Genomic DNA, 14,580 nt, shown 5'->3' with positions numbered 1-14,580 from the left:
CTATATTATTTGAAAACCTAGAGCAGCTCAGCTGCTCTATTTAATGACTGTACTTAACCGCTGTACCTAGATAACCATGTTTTAAATGCACCTACAATTTCCAAATCCCTCAATGAAAGTGCAGGCTTTGAACATCGACCAAGGTCTAAAACTGAGTCGACTTAAACCTTGGTGACTTCACGTGCAATGACAAGACGCTGGATATCAGATGCCCCTTCATAAATCTGGCTCACACGGACGTCCCTATAAATTCGTTCAACAGGAAAATCTGAAACATAGCCATAGCCACCATAAATTTGAATAGCATCAGAACAAACACGCTCTGCCATGGTTGAGGCAAACAGTTTGGCCATAGAGGCTTCTTTTAAACATGGCAATCCTGCATCCTTCAAAGCGGCTGCATGGAAAATTAACTGACGTGCCGCTTCAATTTGCGTCGCCATATCGGCTAAACGAAAAGCAACTGCCTGATGTTGTACAATTTCAACACCAAAGGCTTTACGGTCATTGGCATATTCAACCGCAGCATCTAAAGCGGCACGAGCCATACCCACTGATTGGGCTGCAATACCGATACGTCCCGACTCCAAATTTGAAAGCGCAATTTTATAGCCTTCGCCTTCAGCACCTAGCAAATGATCTGCCGGAATGCGGCAGTTCTCCAAAACAATGGTTGCCGTATCCGAACAGTGCTGCCCCATCTTTTCTTCTATACGAGAGACAATATAGCCTTCGGTATCGGTTGGGACTAAAAAGCAAGAAATACCTTTCTTCCCCGCAGCTTTGTCTGTGACTGCAAAAACCAAAGCGACTTGTGCATGCTTTCCTGTGGTAATAAATTGTTTGGTTCCATTCAGCACCCACTCATCGCCCTCACGAACAGCTTTACACTCCAACGCACCTGCATCTGATCCTGCTTGTGGTTCAGTGAGACAAAAGCACCCCAACCACTCACCTGTGGCAAGCTTGCTTAAATATTTCTGCTTTTGCGCATCAGTTCCATAACGCTGGGTAATGCCACACGGCAGTGAGTTTTGCACACTGACAATGGTCGAAATCGCACCGTCACCTGCTGCAATCTCCTCAAGTGCCACCACCAGTGAAATATAATCTAAGCCTGCACCACCCCACTCAGGTGAAACAGTCATACCCAAAGCACCTAACTCACCCAGCTCTTTAAGTTCTTGCGCAGGAAACTGTGCGGTTTTGTCACGTTCAGCTGCAGTTGGCTTCAGTTTTTCCTGCGAATAACTACGCAGCATATCCTGAACCATTTTTTGTTCTTCATTTAAAAGCATTAGATATCCTTTTCTATATCAATTATATTCAGTTCAAAATTTCTACTATTTACAGCATTTGGATAGATGTGACGGCGACATGGATGTCGCCTCCGAAACTGAGATACAAGGATGTATCTTCAGTTTCGAAAAGGATTTTTGTTTCTTTTGATCCTTCAAAAGAAAATGAATACGGACACAACGCTATTTTAATTCGATTAGAAATTTGTAGCTCTGTACAGATCATCATTTTCTATAAAAATCTAACTTATTTAGGCTGCATACGAATCGCGCCATCTAAACGAATCACTTCACCATTCAAATAACTATTTTCAAAAATATGCCCCACAAGCTGAGCAAACTCTTGAGGTTTTGCCAACCGCTTCGGAAATGGCACCATTTCACCCAACGCATCTTGTACATTTTGCGGCATCGCCTTCAACATTGGCGTTTCCATAATGCCTGGAGCAATGGTCATCACTCGAATTTTTTCACGTGCTAGCTCGCGTGCCAGCGGCAAAGTCATTGAGACAACCGCGCCTTTCGATGCTGCATAAGCGGTCTGGCCAATTTGTCCGTCATAGGCTGCAACCGAAGCTGTATTCACAATCACACCGCGTTCTTCTTCACCGGCTTGAGGTTCATATTTCGCGATTAACTGCGCCGCAAAACGCAGCATATTAAAAGTACCTGAAACATTGATGTTTAATACTTTTTGGAATAATGCCAGCTCATGAATACCGTCACGACCCAACACTTTGGCTGAAGGCGCAACACCCGCACAGTTCACCAAACCATTCAATTGCCCATATTCCGCCTCGACTTCTTGGAAGAAACTTTGCACAGCGTGTTCATCAGTAACATCGAGTCTTTTAAACTGAGCATTTTCACCCAACTCACGCTGTAGCTCTGCACCTAAAGCTCGGTTCATATCCACCAAAATGACTTTCGCACCTTGCTCAATCAAATGACGTGCAGTCGCTGCGCCTAAACCCGATGCACCACCTGTAACGACAAAAACCTTCCCTTGAATCTTCATTTATTTTTCCTTGTATGATTGAATGCTACGACTTAAGAAGAAATGTAAACATAGAAGCACTTGAGTACAATTTCCAAATATTGCATCTTCCATGATGGTTTTGGACAATGCTCAAAATGCACAATAAAAATATGGAAGCCACTATGACTGCATTGGAACATGCAAACGCCCAGAAAGATTCCATTTCAATTGCTTTGGTACACGAAGCATTGTTTGAAGCTGAAAAGCAGGGATATGCAGTTGCTGATATTTTAAAAAATGCAGGCATCAATAGCCAATTGTTAAGTGCGACAAAAGCACGGGTCTCAGTCAATCAATATGCACAGCTCTGGACTGAACTGGCCAATGTGATGAATGATGAGTTTTTTGGAATGGATCGCCATGCTATGCGCCGTGGCAGTTTTCAGTTTTTATCTAAATCACTATTACACACCATCCAGTTGGACCAAGCCATTCAGCATATTTTGCAGTTTATGACTTTGGTGTTAGACGACTTTAGTAGCCAACTCATGGTGCAAGAACATTATGCGTATATTGTGATTTATGAACGACAACAGCCCAAGCGTATGTTTAGTTACGCAACTTACATCATGCTGATTCATGCCCTAATGTGTTGGCTAGTGGGTCAACGGGTGATTTTGAATCAAATTCAACTCAAATGTGATGCACCTACAGATGACATCGACTACAAAGTTCGTTTTTGTGAAAATATCCAGTATCAAATGGCTGAAAACTATATTCAGTTCGATGCCAATTATTTAAAAATGCCATAAAACAGGACAGTAAATCGTGGTATCAATTTATTCAGCAAACCCCACATATTTTACTGACTCGTTATAAAAACCCACATTCAACCAGTGCCCAAATTCGTCGCTATTTAATGCAAGAACCCCCGATCCAGTGGCTTGAACTGTCTGAAATTGCCCATCATTTCAATATGTCTGAGGCAACAATTCAGCGTCGACTGAAAAGTGAAGGTTTCAGTTATCAACAGCTCAAAAATGATATACGCCGTGATATGGCGATTGAGCTGCTCAGTAACAGCCAAGTATCATTACAAGACATTAGTACTGAACTCAATTTTCATGATCCGAGTGCTTTCCATCGAGCTTTTAAAAAGTGGACAGGCGTCAGTCCTGGCGCCTATCGTCAAAATAAGGACGCTTAACTTAGACCGATTGATATAGGTGGCAATGAGACGCTCATGCTCTTTCCACATAATAAATAACCAACCCATAAAATTTTCTCGTTCAAGTTAAACCTTATCATCCAACTGTTCAGGCTTGGGTTTTGATTTGCAAAATGAAATGTCAACAGAGCTTATAAATTAAATTGAATTTTTGATGCTCATTCATCGGAAAATCAGGGTGCTGTCGCACTTTGTCACTGACTTAAAAAAATTACCTGCCATAGTGATCTCGTCATATTGTTTTACACAATATTGAATAAAAACATCATGGAGGGAACACATGAGCACCCAATTAAATAAAAACTTAATGAAAAATATCGGATGGTTATCATTATTGCTGTGCAGTCAGCAAGTGATAGCAGACTCATACATTTATGTGACCAATACCACCCCAGAAACGGTATCCGTCAATATTAATCATCATGGTACACGCACCTTAACTCAGGGGAGTCAATGGGCTCAAGAAGCCACCCAAATTGCACCTTATGAAACCAAACGTGTACTGCGTTTTAACCGTTATACTGGGGTAAAGTCAGGTCAAACTTATAATTTTGATACCGTGATTACAGGCGGTGGTTCCAGTGTCACCCTGAAGCAATCTATGACTGGCACTTGGTCTGGCAGTGATATTAAACACTCTGCATCTGGCAGTGATTTCTCTGCACCATGGTTTAACGATCGTAACATTCAGCGCTTCAACACCAATTATGCAGGAAAAGCAGCGCAGACTGCTTTTAAAGCTGAATACACTGGTGGTTATGACGACTTCCACTACACTATCCATCAAAATACCGTGCCAGAACCCGTTGTCAGCAGTGCCGATGAGTTTAAAGTTTTAACCTACAATATTTATGCTCTTCCTTTAGTGGCAAGTAAAATTGATTCGCGTTTAGAACAACTGCCGCAAAACCTAAAAGGCTACGACGCGATCTTATTCCAAGAAACCTTTGCTTCTGGTCGTACCGCCATGTTGGCCAAATTAGCGCAGGAATATCCGTACCAAACTTATATTCCAATCGGTTCAGGTTTCAATATCTATGACAGCGGCATATTGGTTGCAAGTCGCCATCCAATTGTAAAAACGGATCATTTTATTTACCCGAGCTGTACGGGGATTGACTGTTTTGCCGATAAAGGCGTGATTTATGCTGAAATTCTCAAGAATGGCAAAGCCTATCATGTAACCTCCACGCATACCGCATCGTTTGATACCGACGCGGCACGTGATATGCGCCAGCAACAATTTAAGCAAATCCGCGCTTTGGTCGATAAGCAAAATATCCCGTCATTTGATGCAGTGCTCATGGGCGGTGACTTTAATGTCAACAAACTCCTGTGGCCACAAGATTATGCTCAAATGCAAATTAACTTGAATGGTACAGTACCAGTCAGCACAGGATATACCGCATCGAACTTCGATCCACGAGTGAATAAACTCGCAGGTGCAGGACTTACGGGTGGCTCTACCGTAGAGTATTTAGACTACGTGGTGTCATCCAATAACCACCGTCAGCCTATGCAAGCACGTAATGATGTCCGCATTCTTCGCTCGGCTGCCGACCCCGTATTTATGACTTGGGACTTATCTGACCACTTCCCAGTAATGGGTCAATTCCAATACAACCCATAAGGAAGAACAATGAAGCGCTTTGGGGTTAACGCTTTGGTGCTGAGTATATTGGTGATCGGTGTGGTGATATGGTTGGGCCTTGGCTCATCATATGCCACATCAGGTCAAACTCAGGCATCTTCACCGTCCCTTACAGAGACTGCTCAACCCAGCAGTTTGCAAGAGAAGCTTGCCGCTGCAAACAATGACGAGTCAAAAATGCAGCAACAACAGCAACAAGAATCCATCCAACAAATGATTCAACACTTTCAAAAAAATCCAGGCAATATCACACAATTATTAAACCCGTTACAACAAAACTGCCCCGATACTAACTGTCAGGCTTTATTAAAACAGGTTTTGGCCGAATGTCCAGATCAGCAGTTTGCCCAGACTTTAAAACAATTGATAGAACGTCTACCACTGTATGAAAAAGAAATGCAGGCTAAAACCATGTCCACACAAATGACACCGCAACAGCGTTATCAGGAAATTTGGAACTTACGTGAACAGACTTTAGGTAAGCAAGAAACACAACTCGGCTTTGCTGAAGAAAAAGAATTTGCCAGCTATCAGTTTGCTTATGGTGAACTCTTGGGCCGAGCACCGCAGATGACGCTACAACAACGTCTGAATGAACTTGCGCAATTACAGCAACAATACAAAAACCCGAGCAAAAATATTGATGGTCAAAGTGGTAGTTACGATAAAGCCCTTAAATTGGCGTTAATTGGCGTCACCGACCCAATACAACAGCAAGAAATTACCCAACAAATTCGTAACAGCTACTTTTCAGGCAAAGAAGCGGCGCAGTTGGCTGAACGCGAACAACAAGTCGCTCGACAACAACAACAGATCGCCAGTTATCAATCTGAACTTGCTGCTCTCAACCAAGAAATGAACCAACAAAAACAAAACTTAGCTGAAAGTGCATGGCAACAGCAATATCAACTCCGTCTAGAACAACTGAGGCAAAAGCACTTTAACTAGTGGCTTAAACGTTCATCATTCTCCACATCAAACAAAGACAGCTAAAACAAGGTGATATACCTCATGTTGCTTTAGCATGTCCTTATAAATTGCAATTCCACAATGTTTTGAGTTCACATCAGTGATGCGTAAAATAAAGAGCACTGCAATGATAATTTAAATAAAGTTATTATAATTCAATAAATTAGGTAAAAATAAAAGAACTTTTTGATTAAAACTCCACAATATTTTACATTGAATACTTCTGTTTGATCGATCCGAGTCCATTAGAACAATAGTGTAAAATTTAAACAGGCACTCTATTCAATAAATTTAGGCTTTTCATTCACTTAACAAATCCATCTTTCATTTATCGGAATCTATTTGCAAAAAGTTCCAAAATGGATTATTTTTCAACCAATTTTAAAGCATTCTTTAATGCTTATTTTCCGGCTGTACTCCCCCTGTTTAATCACCTTATTTCTTTTAAAGGTTATGACATGCTTAAAATGATTGATGTTCTCGATCAACGTCTGGTGCAAAACTTTACTCAAGCTTTGCAGTCTCCTACCCCACAATTTGAAGAGCAACTGGGTCAAGGTATTCTCAATGCATCAGACCTTGAATTAAATCATGCTGTTACTGCATTTTTTAATGAAGTTAATGCGATTGAAGCTGCTCAAGCGTTGGATATTAGCGCTGACCGTATTCAAGCCCTTCAGTTAGGTGCATCGTTTAAAGATGAACAATATTTAGCTGATCTAAAGAAAATTGTGACACTTTGTCTTGCACTTGAAACTGATGCTTTAGAGCAAGTTGAAGTGTTTGACAGCTTACAAGACTATCCTATGTAAGCTTGCAGCCCCCTTAAAAAAAGCGACTATTACAGTCGCTTTTTTACATTCAAAATGAATGATTTAGTTATGCAATCTTCATATAAGAAGAAATTATTCTATGCTTTTTTAAAGTTATTCTATACTTAAAAAACCGCAAAAAGCTCAATCAAGTTATTAAAATTCAGATACTTAAATTAAGATTATCTGCTTATTTCAATTTAATATTTTATTATCCATTTTTCTTTTTTTATTTTTCGCATACATCAGGTTAAAAGAACCCACAAATGAACTTATTTAAATGATGCAACATGAAAAACTTTAAACTACTGAGCACTTCACTGATTTTAGGTTTGATCGGCTCGTATGCCCATGCCGCTATTCCAGACACGCTCAAACTCGATTATGCCTACTACGCACCAACCAGCCTCGTAGTGAAAGAACAAAAGCTGTTAGAAAAAGCCTTACCTAAAACTGAAATTAAATGGGTGTTTAGCCAAGGCAGTAACCGTTCACTGGAATATTTAAATAGTGGCAGTGTAGATTTTGCTTCAACCGCAGGGCTTGCAGCCGTACTCAGTCGTGCCAACGGCAGTCCAATCAATACCGTTTATATCCAAAGCCAACCTGAATGGACCGCTTTGGTGGTTGCTAAGAACTCCCAAATTAAAAGCCTAAAAGACTTAAAAGGAAAAAAAATTGCCGCAACCAAAGGCACAGATCCATTTCTGTTTACCTTACAAGCGCTGGATACAGTGGGTCTAAATAAACGTGATGTACAACTGGTTCACTTACAACATCCGGATGGCAAAACAGCTTTAGAACGTGGTCAAGTCGATGCTTGGGCAGGCTTAGATCCATTGATGGCATCGGCACAAGTGCAATCTGGCGCAAAACTGCTGTATCGAAATATTGGGTTTAACAGTTATAGCGTACTCAGTGTCAAAGAGTCTTTTACTCAGCAAAGTCCCGAAGCCATTGAAGCAGTGATTAAAGCCTATGAGCAAGCACGTAAATGGGCCAAAGCTAACCCAGAGAAACTGACGGAGTTATTGGCACGAGAGTCCAAACTTCCGTTGAATGTCGCAAAATTACAATTAAGCCGTACCAACTTTGATCAAAATATTCCGTCTGCCAAACAGATTGCCGCATTACAAAAGTCTGGCAGTATTTTGAATGAAGAAGACTTAGTTCGTAAAGGCACCAATGTTAATCAAGTGGTGACTCAGTTGTTTAAACCACAATATGCACAAAAGGTTGTAAGCAAATAATGACCAAGTCAGTCGCGAGTTCTTTTAGCCATATTGAAGTGAAAAAGAGTTCTTCATTTCAGTTGAAATTGAAGAGTATTCTCAAAGCGATCACCCTTCCAGTGCTATTACTGATTGCTTGTGAATATCTGGTCCGTGCAGGTTTTATTGAACCTTATTTATTGCCTGCTCCCAGTAGTCTATGGCAAACCTTTCTAGATTTATGGCAGGCAGATTTATGGATGCATGTGTGGACCAGTACATGGCGAGTGTTTTTAGGCTTTTTTATTGGGAGTGCCCTGGCTTTAATATTTGCGATTTTGGTGGGACTCAATAAACAGGTTGAAGCGTTTTTAGAACCCAGTTTTTCAGCGATTAAATCCATCCCGAGTTTAGCTTGGATTCCGCTACTTTTACTGTGGTTGGGAATTGATGAAGCATCGAAGATTACCTTGATTGCGATTGGCGCATTTTTTCCGACCTATACCAACACGGTCGCAGCCATTAAAGGCGTTGACCGAAAACTCATCGAAGTCGCACAAGTCTATCGACTGAAGTACTGGCAGAAAGTGCAACAGATTATTTTGCCTGCAGCATCTCCGGGAATTTTAACGGGACTGCGCAACAGTTTAAGTTTGGCATGGATGTTTATGATTGCAGCAGAGCTCATTGCAGCAACACAAGGCATTGGCTACTTACTGAGTGATGGCCGAGAAACTTCACGTCCTGATATTGTGATCTTAGCGATTATTCTTTTAGCCGTGCTCGGAAAACTCAGTGATAGCATCATGAAAGCCCTCGAGACTTGGCTACTGCGTTGGCGTGACGTATTTGGAACATAAGGTAGAAAAAATAAAAGCGCATCGAATGCGCTTTTATTTTGAAGGGAACAATGAAATTATTGTGTCCACTGCCCTAAAGTGACGCGATCATTCCCACCATAATCTTTCACCGTACGGACTTGTTTATAGCCCGCTTCTTTAAATATTTTCTGTACAGCGTCAGCTTGATCATAACCATGCTCAAGCACCACCCAACCATCAAGGGTTAAGTGCTTTTTGCCTTGCTGGATAATGACTTTCAAATCAGCCAAACCATGATCTGCCGCAATTAGAGCACGTTCAGGCTCAGTTGCTAAGTCTTGCATGTGAGCATCATCGGCATCGATGTACGGTGGATTCGATACAATCACATCAAAAAACTTTCGATTTAGCGGTGCAAACCAACTGCCACACACAAAAGTCACATCATTTAAGTCATGCTTTTCTGCATTTTGCTGCGCAACGGCTAAAGTTGGCTCATAAATATCGGTCGCCGTGATGTCCCATGTGTCCCGTTCACTGGCCAATGAAAGCGCAACCGCACCCGTCCCCGTACCTAAATCGACAATGCGGGCATCTTCAGGTAAGTCTAATCGTAATACAGTTTCTACCAGTACCTCGGTATCTGGACGTGGCACTAAAGTGTCAGGAGTGACAATCAAATCTAGCGTCCAAAACGGCTGTGAACCTGTCACATAGGCCAAAGGTTCACCTGCTTCGATTCGTGCCAAGGCAGCAACATAGGCCTGCTCTTGTTCATTGGTCAGCACTTGATCTTTTTTCATAACCAAATCGAAAGAATCAATTTTGGTGATGTGTTCCAGCAACCATGCGTTCTCTTGACGTTCGTAACTCTCAGCTTCACCACGTAAAGCCAAAGCTTGGGCAATATTCATTATCCACCATTCTGCTGTGCAAGCATCGCAAGCTGATCTGCTTGATATTCACGATGTAAGCTATCTAATAGTTCAGTTAAATCGCCTTCCATAACCGCGTCTAACTTGTATAAAGTTAAGTTAATACGGTGATCGGTCATACGACCTTGCGGGTAGTTATAGGTACGGATACGTTCTGAACGATCACCCGAGCCGACCAAGTCACGACGCATTTCAGAAGTTGCTGCATCAGCTGCCGCACGTTTTGCATTTTCCAAGCGTGAAGCAAGTAAAGCCATCGCTTTGGCTTTGTTTTTATGTTGTGAACGTTCTTCCTGACATTCCACCACGGTTCCTGTTGGAATATGAGTAATACGCACAGCCGAATCGGTTTTGTTGATGTGCTGACCACCCGCACCTGAGGCGCGGTAGGTATCAATACGTAAGTCTGATGCATTAATCTCAACCGTTGTATCAACATCAATTTCAGGCAAAATCGCAACGGTACACGCCGAAGTATGTACACGACCTTGAGACTCCGTTGCAGGCACACGTTGTACACGGTGCGCGCCACTTTCAAACTTCAAACGGCCGTAAACACCCTCACCATTCACCAAACAAATAATTTCTTTATAACCACCGTGTTCGCCTTCATTTTCAGACAACACTTCAATACGCCAGCCTTGTGATTCAGCGTACTTGGTGTACATGCGGTATAAGTCACCCGAGAAAATAGCGGCTTCATCACCGCCTGTTCCCGCTCGAATTTCCAAATATGCAGAGTTCGCATCATTTGGATCTTTCGGAATCATTAAAATATTTAAATCAGCTTCTAAAGACGCAATAATGGCTTTATTTTCTTTAATTTCTTCAACAGCCATTTCCTTAAAATCAGGATCTGACAGCATCGCTTCAGCCGTTTCAATATCAGCTTCAGCTTGTTTGTACTTGGTCCAAACTTCTGTGATTTCGCTTAAATCACTATGTTCACGTGACAACTGACGAAAGCGTTTGTTATCCGAAATGACTTCTACATCTGCAAGTAATGCTGTTAATTCTTCGTGACGGTCAGAAAGTTGATCTAATCGTAAACGTAACGATTCTTTCATTAGGAAAATATCTCAATATAAAGGCTGCAATACAGTTTCACAGCACCAAAAAATTTGCGCTTAGTTTAACGGCTCTATCACGCAAAGAACATCTTTATTCAATCCTGAGCGACGTTTACTTTATACGCCTCAGTAGATTGATACACTTTTAAAGCATGTTTATGACCTTACTAACGCTTAAAAAATGCAAAACAGCTTATTTCATATACACCTTTTTAATAGGCCATTTCAGCTCAAAATTCAGAGTGTGAACTGCATCACTCCTAGGTTTATCCACATTTGCATGATTTTGGATAAATTTCATTCTGCTTATTCACATTTGTAATAAAACTGATACAAACAAGAAACCAACGGGTTTCAATTTAGTTTTAACTCTCCACAATTAACTGGAATCTTTTTGTTACATTAGCCACATCGAAAAAAGTAAGACAGTTCAACCAATGTTGGACATGGAGAAACACATGAAACTTAATACACTCTTAATGTCAGCAACATTAGCAACGGCATCTATGTTTACTGCAACTGCGTATGCAGACAGCACAACTCGCGTTGCAGCAGCCAGTGCTTTAGGTAGTGTTGCAGGGACAGCAATTGGTAAAAACATGGGCGGCACCAATGGTGGCTATGTGGGTTCTGCATTAGGTGCAGCGGGCGGTGCAGCACTCGGCAACAAAATCTCAAAAGATAAACAGTATGACTCTTACCATGGTAAAAAATGGAAGAAAAAACATAAACACCATTAATTAGCTGCATCGTAAAGATGTCATTGAAAGCACCTTCGGGTGCTTTTTTATGGCACAGATTTAGACGCAATAGTACTCTAGCCAAACTGGTAGAAAATACGAAGAGTCGTTACACAGCACTTACCAAAGCAACGGTTTCGATAAAATTTCTCTTCATTATTCTTCCCACTTGTTTCGCTAAAGTGAAATCAAGACAAAATAGACATGCTCTTAGGAGTTTAAAAATGAAAATTAAATCAATTTTAATGAGTACCGTAATTGCAGCTTCAGCATTAACGATGACCACAACATATGCAGGTAATACAACCAATACTGCACTAACATCTGCATTAGGTGGTGTTGTCGGTGCCGCGATTGGTAACCAAATGGGTGGACAAACAGGCGCGATGATTGGTTCTGCCATTGGTGGTGGTGCAGGTGCAGCCGCTTCAGCCAACAAACGTGACCGTAATGGTGCAATCATTGGTGGAGCACTCGGTGGTGCTGGTGGTTATACCGTAGGTAAAAACATGGGCGGTACCAATGGTGGGTATATTGGTGCAGGTCTCGGTTCAGCGGGTGGTGCAGTTCTAGGTAAAAAAGTCTCTGAAGACCGTCGTTATGATGACGAATATGACCGCCGTTACGACGACCGTTATGATCGTCGTTATGACAGCCGTGGCTACCGTAATAGCAATTATAAATATAATGGTCACAACTACCGTGGTGACAATGGCCGTCACTTAGGCTGGTACAAAAACGGTAAACGCTAAGTACCGCATAAAACATTTTCAAATAAAAGAGCACCTTCGGGTGCTTTTTTATTTATCTGACAACTACACTCAAAAAAGACACTGCATCGTTTCTACTGAATGCAGCAGCTTACCACTTTGGTTTTAAACGCATGTGTGGCTGGTGCTGTTCAACGATGTTGAATATAAATTTTGTTTCATTTTTAAATCAATACCTTATATAAAACAATCAGAACATCGAATAAAATCGATATACAAGATAGCACTTATATCGTATTATTTCGATATATAAAACAAAACTGAGAAATAGAATGCGCACGTTGTCCGAGACTCAATTTTCTATTTTAGAATTAGCTCCTGTCCGCGAAGATCAAACTGTACAACTCACCCTACAGCATAGCTTAAAGTTGGCCCAACAAGCTGAGCGTTTAGGCTATAGTCGACTTTGGCTTGCAGAACATCATAATATGGATGGTATTGCCAGCTCTGCAACTGCGGTGCTACTCGGCTATTTACTCGCAAATACCTCAACCTTAAAGGTAGGTTCAGGTGGTATCATGCTCCCGAACCATGCCCCACTGATCGTAGCGGAGCAATTCGGTACGCTTGCGACACTCTATCCAAACCGGATTGAATTAGGTTTAGGTCGAGCACCAGGTACAGACCAAGTGACCATGCGCGCACTTCGCCGTGGCCGTCAAGAAACTGAAGATCAGTTCCCACAAGATGTCTTAGAAATTCTGCATTACTTTAAAGACGCTGAACCAAATCAGCGCATCATTGCAACTCCGGGGCAAGGGACACATGTGCCTGTATGGCTACTCGGTTCAAGTTTATTTAGTGCACAACTGGCTGCAAAACTAGGTCTTCCCTACTCTTTTGCATCACACTTTGCACCGCGTATGCTGAAACAAGCGATTCAGCTCTATCGTGAAAACTTTGAACCCTCTGAGTACTTATCCAAACCTTATGTATCTATGGGTGTCCCGACGGTCGTTGCTGAAACCGATGCTGAAGCTGAATATCTAGCAACCAGTGCCTACCAACGAGTTTTAGGTCTCATGCGCGGTCAAAGTTTAAAGTTAAAAGCACCAATTGCCAGTATGGACGGTCTATGGTCACCTTCGGAAAAAATGTCAGTAGACAGTTTTTATGCCATGGCGCAAATCGGCTCCAATGGCACGGTGAAAGAAGGCTTGAAACAGCTTCTTTTGGAATATGATGTTGATGAGTTTATTTTCACCTGTGACATCTATGACACGGACAAACGTTTAGAAAACTTTGAACGTCTCATGCAGATCAAAAACAGTTAAGTACAAATGAAGTGAATCGCCTTATGCGTATTAATGCATACCCATAAGGCGACGTGCATAAATGAATAACCAAAATCTTAGCCGATACTTAAAAAATCCTTAAAGCCCTGCAAAACTGCTGCTATGTCTAGACTAAAGTTAGCGTGACTGCTCAGACAATTTATCACTTTGCTTTTTTAGAGCAAAAGCACTAAAAATAATAAATTAAGGAAAGACGATAAAAAACAATTAAGGATCAAGCATGGTCAATTTGTATTCAACAGACAACGTATCTGGTTTATTTCAAAACCATCCCGAATATTTTCAGCATTTTAAAGGGCAATTGATTACCGCATCAGAAATTAAACAACATGCTTTTACTGAACAACGTGTCGCAATTATTGGTACCAACCAGCATACAGTAACTGCCCTTGAGTCGGTTTGTCAGGTCGCTCAATCGGTCTATGTTTTTCAAAATGCGCCACAATTTATCTTGCCAAAAACAGAGCGTGGAATTCAGCGCTTAATTCAACATCCACTGGTTATTAAGAACCGACGCCTATTTAACACACGTATCAAATGCCTACTGGCTTTACGCTTCTTAGAAACCCAAGTTCAAGACCCATGGCTTAGACACCAGCTCAAACCTAACTCCGCTGCCGATAAACTTAAATTTTTTAAGTCCGATCATTATTATCATGCCTTACAGCGCGACAACTGTAAGCTAATCACTTGGCCGATCGTCAAAATTCGAGAACATGATATTCAAAGTTTAGATGGCGCTGAATATCCCGTCGATGTGATCATTACCACCTATAGCCATTAACCATATAGGGTAAGTTT

At 41.5% G+C, this 14,580-nt stretch carries 13 protein-coding genes and 1 pseudogene; 10 read left to right on the top strand and 4 right to left on the bottom strand.

What is annotated here, in order from left to right; translation table 11 throughout:
• Nucleotides 1-161 precede the first annotated feature (161 nt).
• Together MF4640_RS08885 and MF4640_RS08880 are read right to left on the bottom strand one after the other, a co-directional pair.
• Nucleotides 162-1,298: an acyl-CoA dehydrogenase family protein gene (locus MF4640_RS08885; protein WP_078389332.1), complete on the bottom strand. Its 1,137-nt coding sequence runs from the start codon at nucleotides 1,296-1,298 to the stop codon at nucleotides 162-164.
• Between the two features lie 247 nt (nucleotides 1,299-1,545).
• Complete coding sequence (locus tag MF4640_RS08880) at nucleotides 1,546-2,316, bottom strand: 3-hydroxyacyl-CoA dehydrogenase (RefSeq protein ID WP_078389331.1); 771 nt, start codon at nucleotides 2,314-2,316, stop codon at nucleotides 1,546-1,548.
• 143 nt (nucleotides 2,317-2,459) lie between these two features.
• Here MF4640_RS08880 and MF4640_RS08875 point away from each other — a divergent pair.
• The 6 genes and pseudogenes from MF4640_RS08875 to MF4640_RS08850 all read left to right on the top strand — a co-directional run bounded on the left by MF4640_RS08875 (nucleotide 2,460) and on the right by MF4640_RS08850 (nucleotide 9,008).
• Nucleotides 2,460-3,484, top strand: a pseudogene (locus tag MF4640_RS08875) (AraC family transcriptional regulator ligand-binding domain-containing protein).
• Between the two features lie 328 nt (nucleotides 3,485-3,812).
• Entirely contained in the window at nucleotides 3,813-5,135 is a 1,323-nt protein-coding gene (locus tag MF4640_RS08870; protein ID WP_227518634.1) for a sphingomyelin phosphodiesterase, read from the top strand.
• A gap of 9 nt (nucleotides 5,136-5,144) precedes the next feature.
• The gene (locus tag MF4640_RS08865) at nucleotides 5,145-6,104 is read left to right on the top strand and encodes a hypothetical protein (RefSeq protein ID WP_078389329.1); all 960 of its coding nucleotides are present in this window, start codon (nucleotides 5,145-5,147) and stop codon (nucleotides 6,102-6,104) included.
• Nucleotides 6,105-6,583: 479 nt separating this feature from the next.
• Complete coding sequence (locus MF4640_RS08860; protein WP_026056476.1) at nucleotides 6,584-6,937, top strand: hypothetical protein; 354 nt, start codon at nucleotides 6,584-6,586, stop codon at nucleotides 6,935-6,937.
• Between the two features lie 290 nt (nucleotides 6,938-7,227).
• Complete coding sequence (locus tag MF4640_RS08855; RefSeq protein ID WP_004696475.1) at nucleotides 7,228-8,187, top strand: aliphatic sulfonate ABC transporter substrate-binding protein; 960 nt, start codon at nucleotides 7,228-7,230, stop codon at nucleotides 8,185-8,187.
• A complete protein-coding gene (locus MF4640_RS08850; RefSeq protein WP_078389328.1) occupies nucleotides 8,187-9,008 on the top strand; it encodes an ABC transporter permease in 822 nt (273 codons plus the stop codon). The genes MF4640_RS08855 and MF4640_RS08850 overlap by 1 nt, the downstream gene beginning before the upstream one ends.
• A gap of 56 nt (nucleotides 9,009-9,064) precedes the next feature.
• Here MF4640_RS08850 and prmC read toward each other — a convergent pair whose 3' ends face one another.
• Together prmC and prfA are read right to left on the bottom strand one after the other, a co-directional pair.
• A complete protein-coding gene (gene prmC / locus MF4640_RS08845; protein ID WP_078389327.1) occupies nucleotides 9,065-9,883 on the bottom strand; it encodes a peptide chain release factor N(5)-glutamine methyltransferase in 819 nt (272 codons plus the stop codon).
• A complete protein-coding gene (prfA, locus tag MF4640_RS08840; protein WP_004982013.1) occupies nucleotides 9,883-10,971 on the bottom strand; it encodes a peptide chain release factor 1 in 1,089 nt (362 codons plus the stop codon). The genes prmC and prfA overlap by 1 nt, the downstream gene beginning before the upstream one ends.
• Nucleotides 10,972-11,432: 461 nt before the next feature.
• Between prfA and MF4640_RS08835 the strand changes: the two genes are divergently transcribed.
• The 4 genes from MF4640_RS08835 to MF4640_RS08820 all read left to right on the top strand — a co-directional run bounded on the left by MF4640_RS08835 (nucleotide 11,433) and on the right by MF4640_RS08820 (nucleotide 14,563).
• Nucleotides 11,433-11,714, top strand: a complete 282-nt coding sequence (locus MF4640_RS08835) for a glycine zipper domain-containing protein (RefSeq protein ID WP_078389326.1) — start codon at nucleotides 11,433-11,435, stop codon at nucleotides 11,712-11,714.
• 224 nt (nucleotides 11,715-11,938) lie between these two features.
• Nucleotides 11,939-12,466 (top strand): hypothetical protein, encoded by a 528-nt coding sequence (locus MF4640_RS08830; RefSeq protein ID WP_078389325.1) that lies wholly within the window; start codon nucleotides 11,939-11,941, stop codon nucleotides 12,464-12,466.
• A gap of 290 nt (nucleotides 12,467-12,756) precedes the next feature.
• Nucleotides 12,757-13,758, top strand: a complete 1,002-nt coding sequence (locus MF4640_RS08825) for an LLM class flavin-dependent oxidoreductase (RefSeq protein ID WP_078389324.1) — start codon at nucleotides 12,757-12,759, stop codon at nucleotides 13,756-13,758.
• A 241-nt stretch (nucleotides 13,759-13,999) separates the two neighbouring features.
• On the top strand, nucleotides 14,000-14,563 hold the full coding sequence (locus MF4640_RS08820) for a flavoprotein (protein ID WP_078389323.1): 564 nt from the start codon (nucleotides 14,000-14,002) through the stop codon (nucleotides 14,561-14,563).
• The last annotated feature ends 17 nt before the right edge of the window (nucleotides 14,564-14,580 follow it).

Origin of the sequence: Acinetobacter sp. MF4640 (assembly GCF_002018895.1) — a bacterium.
Lineage (GTDB): Bacteria > Pseudomonadota > Gammaproteobacteria > Pseudomonadales > Moraxellaceae > Acinetobacter > Acinetobacter johnsonii.
This window is presented reverse-complemented; position numbering and strand designations above follow the sequence as displayed.